At 61.4% G+C, this 14,982-nt stretch carries 12 protein-coding genes; 7 read left to right on the top strand and 5 right to left on the bottom strand.

Annotated features, from left to right (window positions below; genetic code table 11):
- Window positions 1-28: 28 nt before the first annotated feature.
- The 4 genes from NG895_RS27035 (at window position 29) to NG895_RS27020 (ending at window position 5,428) form a co-directional block, all read left to right on the top strand.
- Window positions 29-574, top strand: a complete 546-nt coding sequence (locus tag NG895_RS27035; protein ID WP_252855686.1) for a UvrB/UvrC motif-containing protein — start codon at window positions 29-31, stop codon at window positions 572-574.
- Between the two features lie 76 nt (window positions 575-650).
- Window positions 651-1,742: a protein arginine kinase gene (locus NG895_RS27030; protein WP_252855685.1), complete on the top strand. Its 1,092-nt coding sequence runs from the start codon at window positions 651-653 to the stop codon at window positions 1,740-1,742.
- A 576-nt stretch (window positions 1,743-2,318) separates the two neighbouring features.
- A complete protein-coding gene (locus NG895_RS27025) occupies window positions 2,319-2,897 on the top strand; it encodes a spore germination YkwD domain-containing protein (RefSeq protein ID WP_252855684.1) in 579 nt (192 codons plus the stop codon).
- A gap of 173 nt (window positions 2,898-3,070) precedes the next feature.
- Window positions 3,071-5,428 carry a penicillin acylase family protein gene (locus NG895_RS27020; protein WP_252855683.1) on the top strand — a complete coding sequence of 786 codons (2,358 nt, stop codon included), beginning with the start codon at window positions 3,071-3,073 and terminating at the stop codon, window positions 5,426-5,428.
- 10 nt (window positions 5,429-5,438) lie between these two features.
- Here the strand turns inward: NG895_RS27020 and NG895_RS27015 are convergent, their stop codons facing one another.
- Both NG895_RS27015 and NG895_RS27010 read right to left on the bottom strand, forming a co-directional pair.
- A complete protein-coding gene (locus NG895_RS27015; RefSeq protein WP_252855682.1) occupies window positions 5,439-5,618 on the bottom strand; it encodes a CPXCG motif-containing cysteine-rich protein in 180 nt (59 codons plus the stop codon).
- Window positions 5,619-5,762: 144 nt separating this feature from the next.
- Entirely contained in the window at window positions 5,763-7,175 is a 1,413-nt protein-coding gene (locus NG895_RS27010) for an RtcB family protein (protein ID WP_252855681.1), read from the bottom strand.
- Between the two features lie 328 nt (window positions 7,176-7,503).
- Here NG895_RS27010 and NG895_RS27005 point away from each other — a divergent pair, with 328 nt between their 5' ends.
- The gene (locus tag NG895_RS27005) at window positions 7,504-8,463 is read left to right on the top strand and encodes a family 43 glycosylhydrolase (protein ID WP_252855680.1); all 960 of its coding nucleotides are present in this window, start codon (window positions 7,504-7,506) and stop codon (window positions 8,461-8,463) included.
- Window positions 8,464-8,490: 27 nt separating this feature from the next.
- Here NG895_RS27005 and NG895_RS27000 read toward each other — a convergent pair whose 3' ends face one another.
- Window positions 8,491-9,774, bottom strand: a complete 1,284-nt coding sequence (locus tag NG895_RS27000; protein WP_252855679.1) for a carboxypeptidase-like regulatory domain-containing protein — start codon at window positions 9,772-9,774, stop codon at window positions 8,491-8,493.
- 418 nt (window positions 9,775-10,192) lie between these two features.
- On the opposite strand from NG895_RS27000, the gene NG895_RS30700 reads away from it, so the two are divergent.
- Window positions 10,193-10,969, top strand: coding sequence for a PEP-CTERM sorting domain-containing protein (locus NG895_RS30700; protein ID WP_252855678.1), 777 nt, complete (start codon window positions 10,193-10,195; stop codon window positions 10,967-10,969).
- Window positions 10,970-11,471: 502 nt separating this feature from the next.
- Here the strand turns inward: NG895_RS30700 and NG895_RS26990 are convergent.
- Both NG895_RS26990 and NG895_RS26985 read right to left on the bottom strand, forming a co-directional pair.
- Complete coding sequence (locus tag NG895_RS26990; protein WP_252855677.1) at window positions 11,472-13,361, bottom strand: protein kinase domain-containing protein; 1,890 nt, start codon at window positions 13,359-13,361, stop codon at window positions 11,472-11,474.
- 6 nt (window positions 13,362-13,367) lie between these two features.
- Window positions 13,368-13,976, bottom strand: a complete 609-nt coding sequence (locus tag NG895_RS26985) for a sigma-70 family RNA polymerase sigma factor (protein ID WP_252855676.1) — start codon at window positions 13,974-13,976, stop codon at window positions 13,368-13,370.
- A 240-nt stretch (window positions 13,977-14,216) separates the two neighbouring features.
- Between NG895_RS26985 and NG895_RS26980 the strand changes: the two genes are divergently transcribed.
- Complete coding sequence (locus tag NG895_RS26980; RefSeq protein ID WP_252855675.1) at window positions 14,217-14,909, top strand: PDZ domain-containing protein; 693 nt, start codon at window positions 14,217-14,219, stop codon at window positions 14,907-14,909.
- Window positions 14,910-14,982 lie beyond the last annotated feature (73 nt).

Here is a 14,982-nt window from a genome sequence, read left to right as displayed (position 1 = left end):
CACTGCAAGCAGTCCCTTTCGATCTATTATGAAGTGCCAAAAGTGCGATAAACAGGCGACCTTCCACATCACCGATCTGGTGGATGGCGAGCCCAATGAACTACACCTCTGCGAGGATTGCGCGCAAGCGTTCCTGGCGCCGCCCTCCTCTTCCGATGCGGACGAGATGATGCCCGCCATGGCCGGCCTGCTGGCTCAGCAGTTGGCCGTCGGCGAGACGGCCGAGGAGCTGGCTCGACTGGACAAGCAAGTGTGTCCCGTGTGCGGCATCAGTTTTCGGGAGTTTCGCAAGCAAGGTCGCCTCGGTTGCCCCTATGACTACACCTGCTTCTCGGAGGAGCTCGAGCCACTGCTCTTGAACATCCACGACGAGACGCGGCACGTCGGCAAGGTGCCCAAGGGTTTCGGCGCCAATGCCGAACAGCAGACCCAACTGATTCGCCTGCGTCGCGAAATGAAAGAGGCCGTCGCTCGCGAAGATTACGAGCAGGCGTCGAAGCTGCGTGACGAGATCCGCGAAATCGAAGAATCCCGCCAGCTACCGCCCACGGAACAACCTCCGACCGATTTATAGAATAGGGAGTTGTCGACACGTTGATTGCTTTTCCCCATTAGCTTCCATTTACGCCGCCCGGCCAAGAATTACAAACATGCCGCTCAACTTCGAAGAACTTGCCGGTGGAAGCGGCGAATGGCTGAAGGGCTCGGGGCCCGAGTCGGACATCGTCATCTCCAGCCGTATCCGCCTGGCCCGCAACCTGGCAGAGTTCCCCTTCATCGCCCGCGCCACTGCGGCCGACCGGGCCGAGATCGAAAAGATTCTGCACGCCCGCATTGCCGCCTCGAACGACTCGAAGAAGTTTCCCGGCGAGTTGATGTACGTCGACGTGAGCCAGCTGCCGGAGATCGATCGGGCGTTCCTGGTCGAACGGCAACTCATCAGCCGCGAACTGTCCGAAAGCGAGGGAGCACGCGCCGTAGCGATCGACGGCCGCGAGCAGTACAGCGTGATGATCAACGAGGAGGATCACCTCCGCATCCAAGTAATGCACAGCGGCCTGGACCTCGACTCGGCCTGGGAGCAGATTGATACGCTCGACGACTTGATCGAGGAGCAGGTGACCTACGCGTACAACGAAAAGCTGGGCTACCTGACCGCCTGCCCCACGAATGTCGGCACGGGCATCCGCGTGAGCGTCATGCTACACCTGCCCGCCCTGGTGATTACGCGCCAGATCGACAAGGTGTTCCGCAGTTTGCAAAAAATCAACCTCGCAGTCCGCGGCCTGTACGGCGAGGGTTCGCAGGCCATGGGCGACTTCTACCAGGTATCGAACCAGATCACTCTGGGATTAAGCGAGCAGGAACTCATCAAAAAAGTGGCCGACGTCGTACCGGTGCTGATCGACTACGAGCGCCAGGCCCGGGAGTTTCTGGTCCGCGAGAGCCAGGAGACGCTGCACGACCGAGTAAGCCGCGCCTACGGCATTTTGCGTAATGCCCAGACCATCAGCAGCGAAGAGACCCTGCACCTGCTGTCGAGCGTCCGCATGGGAGTCAACCTCGGACTCATCGGCGACGTGGCCATCCCCACCGTGAACAAGCTGTTCGTTCACACCCAGCCGGCCCATCTCCAGAAACTGGCCGGCATGGAACTCGACTCGTCTGACCGCAACATCGAACGAGCCACCTACCTGCGCCGCCACCTTGGCGGCGATAGCGACAAGGCCGAGCACAACTAGGTTGCAAAGTCTTCCCGGCTTCGCCAGTCCGCAGTGCGCGGCCATTATTTCTCTGCAAAGCGGTACGACCGTTCGGCCATCAGGCGACGGCATCCGATCTCGCGTTAAGACGAGTCGTTCCATGGTCTAGATGGTGGGGTATCGATGCGCCCTCTTTTGTGCTTTCAGGTTGCGATGCTAGCATTCGCTTCTTGGCCGTCCGGCGGCCAGGCTCAAGAGCCGATCGCCGCCCCCGCGGCTCCTACGCCATCCCAAGCCGGTCACCAATATACGGCCCCAGGGCCTACCAGATGCGGACGCCAGCCTCGCGCGAGAGCCGGCGCCGAAAATGGGGCACAAGATGTCGTGATGGCACCTCGTCCCGTGGGCTGCTCGAACTTTCGGGACTTTTAACGACTTCGCGCACCACATGCAACCTTTGCCCAGGGTGTTAAACTGGGCAAACGCGGATTACCGCGCCAAGGGGGTCATCGGGTGGTTGCAGCCGCCCTCCGCTCGTTTACCATGCCGTGGACGTTGCTACCGACGCCTGTGTCGGTGGCAGAGATCCCCAAGTGGTAAGAGATGGAGGCAATCATGTTCAGCAAGTTCACCCTCACCCAGTGCGCGGCGCTGCTCCTTGTCGGCAGTGGCGTGGCCCACGGAGTGACTGTCGAAGGAATCAAACTCGCTCCCGGCGAGCGACTGGTTGCCATCGATGGCGTCCCGGTGGATGAATACACCGCCAACAAGGCGACAACTAGCACCCCCGCGTCCAAAGCCCATGTCGTCAAAAAGGCGGCTACCAACGGCGAGGGTCCGGTCGCCCGTGCAACCAACATCGTTGGTAACCTGGTTCGCTCGAACAAGTCGTTCAGTCACTCCAACGGCGTGACGGCACTCGACAAGGCGAACACCGAACGGGCAAAGCAGGGCTACGGTGCTCTCACGCCTGATCCTGCGCTGCAGAAGCTCGCGCTCCGTAAGGCAACCATTGCCGCGCAGCGAAGCTTCAAGAACCACATCGGTGGTTCGCTGGGGGGAGCAAAGTGCGAAGGCGTTGGTTTCACTAATGGCCGCTTCCTGACCTGCTGCCTCGACGAACGGGGCACCTACGGCGGCGCCGCGATGGTGCAGGGCCGCGACGGTTGGTACTGCTGCCTGCTGGTGCGGTAACCGCCAGCCACAACCGAGCAAACGATCAAAGGGCCTCGCCGCTGCGGCGAGGCCCTTTGCTTGCGCGGACCAAAGTTCAGCAAATAATTGCGTTCCGTCGCGTGGCAGTATATCCTGCGCGCTGCGTACGCTGTTCGCTGGGCCGCATCTCTTTCCTTCCGCAGGTCGTTCCCATGGCAAAGTCCACGGCTGTCTTGTTTCCGCTGTTCATAGTAGCCATTTGCGCGACGTGCCGTGCCGAGCCAGTCGAAATCCTCCGTGATCCCTGGGGAGTGCCGCATGTGTTCGCCGCCACCGATGCTGGCGCGATGTACGGACTCGGATACGCGACAGCCGAGGATCGCGGGTTTCAGATGACCTACTCGCTGCGGATCATCCAGGGCCGACTCTCGGAAGTGGTGGGCGAGGTTCGCAAGCTTCGGCGAGATGAGACTTCCATCGATCACGACAAGAAGATGCGTACGTTTGGTTTCCACCGCGCTGCCCAACAGACCGCCGAAAACCTCGATGCGGGAACCAAGGCGTTGCTCGACGCCTATTGTCGAGGGGTGAACGACTACTTTGCCGAGCACTCGGGCGACCTGAACCCGATGTTCGCCGAGGTGGGACTCGAGGCCGAGCAGTGGACCCCGGCCGACTGCCTCGCCTCGTGGTGGCATATCGCGCAGTTCTTTGCCACCGATGGCACCCGCGACCTGATGGCCAGCCGCGGCATGAACCGCCGTGCGCGCGAGCTGTTCATGCAGGTGCCCGAGGGCCTGAAACAAATGCCGCCCGACGAAACCCCCGCCGTCGTGCAGCGATCGGATGTCACCGACGAGTGGGTCGAACAGGTCAATCGCTACGCCCAGGAACATGGCATGACAAGCAGCGGGGAGGCTCAGGAAGGACCGAAGTTCAGCCACGCCTGGGTGGTGGGGGGCGACATGACCACCACGGGGTCGAGCGTGCTGGTCAGCGATCCGCAGACGCCGGTTCGCAACCCCTCGCTGTTTTACGAGTGGCACATCGTCGGCGATACCTTCAACGCCCGCGGCATCGGCGTGCCGGGCAGCCCAATCATCTTGATCGGCTTCACAGATCGCGTCGCTTGGGGCATGACCGCTCTGGGCGCCGATCAGGCCGACCTGTTCCTGCTCGAGACGGACGAAGAGCATCCAGACGCTTACAGGTTCGACGGCGAGTGGCGCGACATGCAAGTCTACCACGAGTCGATCGCAGTGAAGGGTGCGCAGCCAGTCGAACTGTTGGTTCGCGAAACACACCTCGGCCCAGTGGCTACGCAATACTGCTTCGCCCAGCCCCGCGATGGCGAGGTCGCGCTCAAGCGAATCCCGATCTGCGAAACCGACCGCGACACTATCCAAGGCGCGATCGCCATGATGCGGGCGGGGGACGCCACGGAGTTCGACGACGCCCTGGCCGGCTGGCGGTTTCCGAGTGCCAACGTGGTGTTCGGCGATCGCGACGGCGACATTGGCTATCGCGCCCTCGGCGCGATGCCGTCCCGCTCCCGAGACGATCCCTCGCACGGCCGTCATGCCAGAGCAGCTCGTTCGAGCTCCGATGACTGGCAGGAAATCGTTCCGCACGCGCTGCAATCTCACGTCATGAATCCCGCGGCTGGTTTTCTCTACTCCGGCAACCATCGCACTACCGGCTCTTGGTACTCAATCCCGATCGGCGCCATGACCGGCACCGGCGGCGACACGGTACGCTCCTGGCGGCTGCGCGAACGACTGCAAGAGCGCGAGAAATTCACGCCCGGCCAGGTGAAGGCCATTCACTTCGAAAGCACCAACCCGGCGCGGCGCGATATTGTCGCCCTGGGGCTACATATCGAGCAGCAAGACGCCGACGCGCTGTCGCTCGAAGCACAATTGGCTCTCGCCCTGCTGAAACCGTGGTACGAGCAGGGGGCCTCCTCGTCGCTCAAAAAGGAAGGCTCGGCCGTGGCGCTCGAGCTCAACACGTTCTTCCGCTTCGTCAGTACGCACCTCGCCCAAGTCTATGGCGGAGGCGAATCGGGCCTGGCCTACTTCCTGAAGACCGCCACCGGACAAATCGCCGACAATCCCGAACACCAGCTCAGCGAACTCGAAGTCGATTTCATCGATCAGTCCCTCGCCACGGCGTGGCTGAACTGCCTTGAGCGCTATGGCGACGATCCCACTACCTGGCAGGACCAGGCCCGCCGGGCCGTGACCGAGCAGCGTCTGGGCTACTACGAAAGCCTTGATGGCTTTGGTTCACTCGCTCCAGAGCATGATCTCCGTCTGCCGGCACTTGAAATCACCGACGGCGGCACCATCGCCTGCCAGACCGCCCAGTCGTACACGCAGTGGGTGCCGATGGACGATCCCGATCAGGCAGAGTCGATTCTGCCGATCGGCCAGTCGGAACGCATCGACAATCGCTTGCGCACCAGCACGCTCGACCTGTGGACCGAGCGCAAGCTCCACCCTGCCCCGCTGTCTCGCGACAAGGTCGAAGCATTGGGCGTGACCAGGCAGAAGCTCGAGTTCGAGTGATCGCGCCCGCCTACTCCCGCTCTGCCCAACACCTCGTGTCGCCGTCTTCATCCACCTCGACATGAATCACGTTCGGACAACAGCACACCGGGCAGTCTTCCACGTACTCCTGCTCCGATCCCTGAGAAAGATCGAGTGGGATGACGATCTCCTCGCCGCAGGAATCGCAGATGTAAGTGAGGTCGTCCATGAGGGGTGAGGGGTGAGGGGTGAGGGGTGAGGGGTGAGGGGCGAGGGGTTAGGGGCGAGTTGGTAGTCACACCAATTGTTTGCGACAACCGCCTCGCTGTCTATTGGATCAACTACCCTCGTCCCTCGATCCTCGCCCCGCCGGTCAATCCTCCGCCTTGCTGCCGTCGCCGCACATACGGACGATCTTCGGATCGAACTGGGCAACCACCTCGACCAGGTCCTGCTGGGCGGCCATCACCTGGCGGATGTCCTTGTACACGCCAGGCACTTCATCGCTGCCGGCAGCCAGCACGGTGATGCCTTTCTTAGCCAGATCGTTCTTCACCGCGTTGAAGCGATAGGTGTCCTTCGCCTGACGGCGGCTCATGCGACGCCCCGCGCCGTGCGACGCGCTGGTAAGGCTCTGCGGATTACCACGACCTCGCACCACAAACGCCGGGTCGGCCATCGAGCCGGGAATCACGCCCAACTCACCGGCCGCCGCTGGAGTGGCACCCTTGCGATGCACCACCACTTCGCGACGCCCCTTGCCGGGAACCTCGTGGAATTCCTTCCAGGCGAAGTTGTGGTGGTTCTCGACGCCCGCAATCACCTTGGCCCCGGCCAACTTGGCCACCAACCGATGGATCACCGCATGGTTCGCCGCGGCGTACTCGCCCATCAGGTTCATGGCAGCCCAGTAATCCTGGCCCTCCTCGGTGTCGAGCGACAACCATGCCAACCGGCCCAACTGTTTGCAGCTGTCCGGCAACAGTCGCTGTGCCATCTGGCTGTAGTAGTTGCAGACCGCGGCGCCCGCACCACGGCTACCGCTGTGCGAAAGCAAAGCGAGGTACTCGCCCGCGTCCAGGCCCAGCTCTTCGTCTCGCTCGGCAAGCGTTAACTGGCCAAACTCGACGAAGTGGTTACCTGAGCCACTGGTGCCAAGCTGCTTCCAAGCGGTGTCCTTCTTCTGGTGCGTGACGTGCGTGATCTTCCAATCACGGTCGAGCACTTCATGTCGCTGACGCGGCTTATGCTCCACGCCCACGCCGAAGCGGGTACCGCCCATCAGGGCCTCTTCCAGCAGGTTGCGACGCTTGGTGAGCGCATCGGCCGGCATATCGAATACCGACAGCTTCATGCGGCAGGCAATATCAACACCCACGGCGTACGGAATCACGGCGTCTTCGCACGCCAGCACCCCGCCGATCGGCAGGCCATAGCCAATGTGCGCGTCCGGCATCAACGCCGCCCCGACGGCGCTCGGCACCCGGCAGGCGTCGCGCATCTGTGCGTGCGCCCCCGGGTCGATCTCGTCGCCCCAGGTTTGATATTCGATGGGCTCCATCTTGGGCTCGATATCGGCGGTCATCAATTCCCGCGCAAACTCCCCCCACAGTGGATCGTGCAGGTACGTCAGCGGGCTGTCGAGCACGCCGGCTACCAGTTCCTTGGCGTGCTTGCCCTTCAGTCCAAATCCGGTCCCTTCCTGCGCAGCGCGACTCAAGGTCTGTATGGCAATTTTCACACAGCGAGGCGGAACACCAAGTTTTTGCAGCTGCTTGCGGTTCATTGTGGAGGGGTCAGGATTCGGGGGTCAGGGGTCAGGGAAGCGATCCCAGTTCGCAAAGCCTCAGCCTACGGCGGAAGTCGTGGGTTGAGTACTTCCAAAGTTGTTTCATTCTTCCCAAGAGTCCTCGACCTCCCCAAAGGTTCGTGCAATATAGCGTTTCATAGGGTTTTGGGCGTTTGGGTTACGTTCGCGTAAAACGATGCTTGGCTCCAGAACTCCGTAGTGATTACCATTTACACCGTGCAAAACAAGCTTCTGTGTCGCGCTGGAATCCTACCTTGGTTCTAGCAAGTTGGGAGTAAGATATCTATCCGAAAGGAATTACCTGATGACAGCTTCAACAGCAGGGTCGGCCATGCATTGGACAATCGCTATGTGGTTTGGGCTCATACTCGTCGTGAGTTCAGCCGCCACCCTGGCCGACGATCCCGAGGCCGCCCCCCGCTTCACCGTCGGCGAGTTCACGCACATCTACGATCCTTCGGTTAACGAGGACGAAAAGTGGTACATCAACGACCATTGCCTCATCCGTGGGAAGGACAAGCGGTGGCATATGTTTGGCATCACGCGTGAGGAGCCAGCCAGGCCGCAGGATGAGATCCACTTTGCTCACGCCACGGCGAAGTCGCTCTTGCAGCAACCGTGGCAAAAGCACGCCTTTGCGCTCACCGTGGCGCGAGGCGAGCCGTGGTGGGAGGCGCACCTCTGGGCGCCGCACGTTGTGGAGCACGACGGCACCTACTACATGTACTACTGCGCCGGCGGGCCAGACTCTCAGCACTATCGCATCAACCTGGCCACGTCGTCCGACTTGTTCAACTGGACGCGGCACCCCGAGAACCCAATGGTCATCGACGGTTTCGACGCCCGCGACCCGTGCGTCCGCCGCGAGGGCGACCAGTGGGCTATGTACTACACGGCCACGCGTCCCGCCAAACAGGGCAATCACGTGGTGATGAAGGCCACCAGCGACAACCTGACGGAGTGGCGCAACGAGCACGAGGTGTTCACCCACCCCAAGGTCGGCACGTTCGGCGGCCCCACCGAGTCGCCTTTCGTCGTTGAGCGGGCGGGCAAGCAGTACTTGTTTGTCTGCACCAACACGCCGTACGACAATACGGCCGTCTACGAGAGCGACACTTCCGAAGAGTGGAAGCTGGAAGACCAGATCGGCGATTTCCCCGCCCACTGCGCGGAGGTCATCCGCGATGGCGACCGGTGGTACGTCACCCGCGCGGGATGGGGTCGCGGCGGGTTGTATATTGCGGAGTTGAAGTGGGCGGAATGATGCATCGCAGATAGTGGAGCGGCGACTTCAACGGTCGGGCACCGGCACCACGATCTCCAAAGTCGAATCGTCTGCATGTTCGTCCACTGATGGGACTTCGACTTGCACCGACCTGCGAAATCGAAATACTGTCTCAGGTTGGACGCTCAGCATCTGCACCAACACTCTGCCAGCTTCTCGTGGGACCTGACAATCGACCTGCCCGTGCGTGTTACACCACACCTGCGATTGAATCATGATCCCCTGGGAGGCGCCCCGCGGGTTGGCATTGAATACCACCCGCACTAGCTGCGGTCGTTCGAGCGTAAGCGGCGCGCCAGCAGCTTCCTCTACGAGCTGCAACCTTAGTGGTCGGCCGAAACCAATCACCAGATCATTCACCTCGACGATAGGCGATTGGGCCTCCTCGCAATCGACTTTCGCATCGTTGTGGGGGATGAAGTCAGGACGACCGTCGCCGTTCTCATCTGATGGAACAACATAGAGGTTGAACTCGGCTGCAGGCAACGCGTCGAAGTGGTAATAGCCATCGGCGTCGGTCTGAGTATAGTCGCTGGCCTTGTAGTGCAGGTGATGCGCAAGCTGATCGCTGTCGGGCGGAGCCAATGGATACGAGGACGGTTCGAGCTGCACCCCGACATCCGGCAAGGCCAGCCCGGCGGCATTGACCACGCGCCCTTTCACCTGGGTGCCGGGCTGCAAGCGGACCGCCGTGTCAGCGGGTACTCGCTCGATAATTTGCCGCTGGTACGAACCGTCGCTTGCAGTCGCCCACAAAAGGTAAGGTTCATGATGCACACTGCCAGGCTGCCCCATTCCCAGGCGTGCATCCTTCGCTGCACGATCGTAGCGAGGAAATAGCTCCAATCGGTAGCGGCCTCGCTCGTCCGTGCGGGTAGTTACGAGGCCCGTCCGGTACAATAAGTCGATGTGCTGCGCGGTCCCCGCTCGAACATTGGCGCCACGCACAGGGCGTCCCCGCTGGTCCAGCACCACGCCAGTAAGCGGTTCGGAAGGCTGCATGACCACACAGGCGGGCCAGGCCGGCACCTTGTCCCTGATCGCCCAGGCGTACCCAGGGTGGTGCACGACGACAGACAGCGGTTGAATCTCCCGAAGAAAAGGGTCGTGGGCATACTCGTGAAGCAAGCCTTCTATCTGCTCCACTTCGTAGGAACCATCCTCCCGAGTAGTGGTGGTAGCGACAACGCGAAAGTAGTGCGGGCCATACTTGCGGATAAGCCACACGTTAGCCCCCACAATGGGATGCCCTTGGGGATCCATGCAGATGCCAATGCCAGCGAAACGCATGGTTTCTACCCGTGCTGCCCACTCTTGCAGGTCAATTCCGGCTGTCGACCATGGGGTGGCAGACCACGCGATGTGGACAAGGGCCACTGTCGCGGCAAGTGTGAGGCCCAAGCGTTGGCACCATTGGATTCGAACTCTGCACGACGAGCTTAGTGGAAATCGCATCGGTCCCCCCTGGACTTCGGCGTTGTAGAAATCCGACTCGGCGGATATAGCGATCGTATTCTATCACACCATGCACGCTGGATCACTGACGACGTGGTGCATGCCTCTGAATCTCTGGACAAGCTGAAAATCCTGCAAAAATGCCTCGCCTCAGCTGTAGCGTTTGGCGTGCCTCGCGGAAGTAGAGTAGACTGGATGTTCCTCCATACTCAGCATTCGTCCAACTCCGATCTACTCCTAGAAAGCGATTGTTGTGAGTGATACTAACTGGCGGCTGGTTCGCTCTCTATCATTGGTCGGTCTTTTGCTCTACACGACTTCTTCGCTCGCGCATGCGCACGCTGGGCGACGGATTGCGGTGGGCGTGGAGGATAGCAAGCTCACGGCGCAAGGTGCGAATAACGACCCGACCGCGCCCGACTATGGCACGCGGACCTACCCCAACGCGGTGCACGATCATTGGAAAGCCGTCCCCGGCAATCCCAATTTCGCGTACGCGTTCTCGCCCGAGTTCGACGTGCCGAATCCGGTGGCGGAGTTGCAGGTCTATCCGCTGTATCTGAAGTGGGAGTCGACGAGCAAGTGGGGCAATCCACCGATCATGCCCCCCGCGGGCACCGTGCCCGATCTGGAACCCCTATCGCCGGGCGAACTGATCACCATCGAATCGATCGCCCCCTACAACACCAACTCCAACGCACTTGGCGATCTGCTGATCTCGCCATCCATCCCTGCCACGGGAGTGTCGGACATCCCGTTGTACTACAGCATCAACACCCCGCCTGCCGGCGTGCTGTACGCGTTGGAGTTCACACTGCACTCCGGCTCTCCCGACCTCCAACCGAGCGATAGCCTGTACCTGATCTTCTCACCGCCTGGCGACGACCCCGTGACAAAGTTGCACGCGGCTTCGCTGTACTTGGAGGAGTACCTGGCGACGACCGTCGCGGTGCCCGAGCCGGGGACCGTTGGGTTGGTAGCCATGGTACTTGGCAGCGTGGCATTTTGGCGGCGTTGCAAGTCTCGTTGAGTCTCCGGGCGTTAGCGCTTACGGTTCGCCGTTTTTTTGGCGAACCCTGGCCCGTTTTCCGGGGTCCTACCCCCCGGCGAGAGCGGCGTGAATTTCCCGTGAAGCGTCCAAATCTCGGGTTTTTTCGCGCTGCGGTGTTCGGACTCGCCGACTATAGTAATGGGTAGAGGGTCGCACTAACGCAGTGCGACGGACTAGTTGGCCCCGGCCGCAGTGTCTCTGGCATTCACCGTGGCTCGCGCCTGGTCTTATATAGGAAGGAGGTGGTACTTTGTACGACAGTTGTTCTAGTAGCCAGCGAGGTGGCTTAACCTGACGATGACCGGCGGGTTGTCCCACAGGACAGCCACCACCTGCTTCTGAGCGGCTGCCGCCTCTCGACGAGAGGTCGGCCTCCCTTAGAGCATCAAACCGCAAGGCTCGGCTTTCCCTACGGGAGGGCCGAGCCTTGTTTTTTTTTGCGCAGATTATCTTCAGCCACAGTGGCGCGCCAGAGTGACTATCAAACGTCGCGGCGGAGGATGATCAGTGCGATGCCGAATACGCCGACCAGGAAGAAACCTGTCCACAACAGCGCGCCGCGCAATCCTGTACGTGTACGTTCGACATCATCGGAAAGCGGGCGGATCACTTCGATCATGCCGCGGACCTGCCCCACTTGCCAATCCTTTTTCATACTGTCGGAATGGCTGTTGTGGCAATCGACGCACGACTGCTGCATCTTCATAGCGAGCGCGTAGCGGAGCGTTGGCTCGCCATTGTCGTTGCGGAATTCGTGATAGTTGGTGGTCTCGCCTGCATCGAAGGTGTCGAGCGCAGCGTTCTCGAAGTCGTCCAGCCCCGGGCGGTCCTGGCGGTTGCGGAACGGATAGCGGCTCAATAGCCGAGCCTGGGTCCCGCTGCGGGCTTTGTTCTTGCTCAGGTATTCGAACAACTCGATCGTAAACGTGGCAGGCGGTTTCAAGTCGGCGGCCGCTTCGGGCGATGCATGCTTCAGCTCGTCCAGCACGTTGGTGTAGTACTTGTGGCCGTGCAGCAGCATGTTGGCCTGCTGCTCGGCACTGGCCAGCGCGCCGCGCTTCACGAGCGACGTCGACAGGTGCGTCAGGTACGCCAAGCCAAACAGCGTGGCGGCTAGTACTCCTGCCAGAATGCTCACCCCCACCGGGTTGCGGCGGCAGGTTCGCCACAGTCGCTCCGCACCGCTCAACGGCCGGGCAACGATGGGCTCCCCCGTCAGGTAACGCTCGATGTCGGCCGCCAACTGTCCGGCCGAGGCGTACCGCCGCTTGGGTTCGGCGCGGAGCGATTTGCCAACCATGTTGTCGAGGTCGCCCCGCAATTGATCGCGCAGCCCGCGCGGCGAAGTGTTGCGCGCTGCCGCGATGTTGCCGGCGGTAGTGGTCGTGTCACCGCCTTTTTTGGTCCGGTCGCGAAGCACCACGGAACTGGGCCGCGGAAACTCGCGGAAGTCGGTGCTCGGCTCTTCGGTGCTGCGCTGCGTGTCCGAGACATCCTGTGGCCGGCGTCCGGTGAGCAGTTCATACAACAGCACCCCCAGCGAAAATACGTCGGTGGCCGTCGTGAGCGAATCGCCCCGCAATTGCTCGGGACTGGCGTACTCGGGCGTCATCGCCCGCTGCTGGGTAGCGGTAGGCGCTGCGGTCTCGCCGCCGAGTTCCGGCGCGGTGAGCTTGGCGATGCCGAAGTCGATAAGCTTGACCTGACCGCCCTGCCCCACCATCACATTGCTCGGTTTCAGATCGCGATGGATGATCGTGTGCTGGTGGGCAAAGTGCACGGCCTCGGCCACCTTTTGAAACAGCGCGAGCCGCTCGCGGACGCCCAGCCGATGGGTATCGCAGTAGTCGTCGATGCGTTTCCCCTCGACGTACTCCATGACGAAGTATGGCAAACCATCGTCGGTGGTGCCGGCGTCCAGCAACTTGGCAATGTTATCGTGCTGCCCCAGTGCGGCGAGCACGCGGATTTCCATGCGGAACCGCCGCAGGATCTCGTCGGTGTCCATGCCGCGTTTGAGCAGCTTGATCGCTACGCGACGCTTGAAGTCCTCGGTCCGCGTGGCAAGGTACACATTGCCCATGCCCCCACGGCCGATACGTTTTTTGATCTCGTAGTTGCCCAACCGCTGGCCGATCATGGGATCGGTCAACTGCGCGGGCAGGCTCAGCGAACTCTGGCTCAGGAGATTGGGATCGAGAAAATCGGCGGCGCTGGCCGACTCTTCGCCGGCCAAGAGCGACTCGACCTCGCGACGCATGTCGTCATCGCCCTGGCAAGCCTTATCGAGAAACGCGGCACGCTCCCCGGTGGTGAGCGCAAGCGCCTGCTCGAACAGTTCGCCAGCTTGTTCCCAGCGTTCGGTATTCATGCACGGTTACTGTGGTGGCGGAGCGAGACTGGAACCAATCGATGCGCCCTCGAGTTGCGACTGCAACCATGCGCGAGCCATCCGCCAATCCTTCTCTATCGTCGAGACCGAGACGCCCAGGTGTTCGGCGATATCCGGCACGCTCAGACCACCGAAAAAGCGGAGCGTCACCACTTCCGCCTGCCGCTGACTACGCGTGGCAAGCTGGTCGAGCGCCTCATCGAGCGACAACAGATCGAGCCGGCCGTCCTGCTGAATGGCGTCGACCGCCTCGTCCAGCGGCACCTTCTGCTGCTCGGGGCCGCCACGCCGCTGGGCGCCACGCGCGCGGGCATGGTCGACCAATACGCGCCGCATGGCGGTGGCCATCGCGCCGAAAAAGTAGGCCCGATCCTTCTTGGCCAGCGAACCCCCCTGCCCCAGCATCCGCAGCGATGCTTCGTTTACTAAGGCCGTGGGCTGCAAGGTGTGGTCGGGCCGCTCGCGACGCATCATCCCGCCGGCCAGGCGGCGGAGTTCGTCGTAGGCCACTTCCAACAACTGCGAATGGGCCTGCTGGTCGCCCTGGGCTGCACGGCCCAGCAGCATGGTCAGTTCGGAGGAGTTATCGGGCATAGGCGGCATTATAGCAGCCCGTCCGGCTAGTCGTACTAGCAGAATTTTCTTCGCCTGGCGGATCGCCGCCAACCGCCCCAAGTCGCAAAAACATCTGTTTTTCAGGGACTACTGGCCTTCGAAGGGTTTTTTTCATTTTTCGATAAGGGGTCGGAGGGGTTTCTCCGCCAGTCTGAGTGGCGGCAACAAGTGGTTGCCTGCCAACAACAATCTCCCCTAGCTCTCGAAAGGAGCCCTATCATGTCTCGCCTTGCTCAAAACTTGTTGCTCGTTGCTATCGCTACTGTCTCGCTCGCCGCTTCAGCCGATGCCCAAAACCGTTGGCACTTCGGTATGAACGTCCAACTCTATCAGACCTCTGGGTTCAAGTACCTGAAGGTCACTTCGGTCACACCGTACAGCCCTGCCGCCCAAGCCGGCCTCGAACCGGGCGACATGATCTACAGCGTGAACAATCAAAAGTTCTACACTGCCAACAGCGACTGGCAGGCACTCAACATCCTGCAGCAAGCCACCAGTAATGCTGGCGGCTCGCCTCCTGGAGTCCCCACCACGATGGTCGCCACCAACCCTGGCACCGCTCGCATGAACGTTTTGGACATTCGCTCGGGGCGATACACGCAGGTGGTTTGCTACCCCCGCGACAATTTCAATGGCGGCGGAGGTGGCGGATTGCCGACGGCTCAGGTCAACCCGCAAGTGAATCCCAACCCTGGCTTCAATCCTCCTGGTAACTGGTATCCCCAGCCAAATCCAGGTTGTGGTGGTGGCGGCGGTTACCCGACTCCTCCCCGTAAGCCTGGTTGCGGAGGTGGCGGCGGATACCCGGGCGGTGGCAATCCTGGTGGTGGCAACCCTGGTGGTGGCGGCGGTGGTGGAGTACCGACGATCCTGAGCCAAGGATTCCAGATGTTCAAGAATGCTCGCCAGTAATCGGTAAGCAGAGAATAGTGTGGAGTGTAGCGGATGTTGAGGTTGAACTGGCTCTCCTGTAGCCGCAAGGCTC

The organism is Aeoliella straminimaris, from assembly GCF_024054565.1.
Lineage (GTDB): Bacteria > Planctomycetota > Planctomycetia > Pirellulales > Lacipirellulaceae > Aeoliella > Aeoliella straminimaris.
The sequence above is the reverse complement of the archived record's forward strand: the minus strand, read 5'-3'. Positions and strand labels throughout refer to the sequence as shown.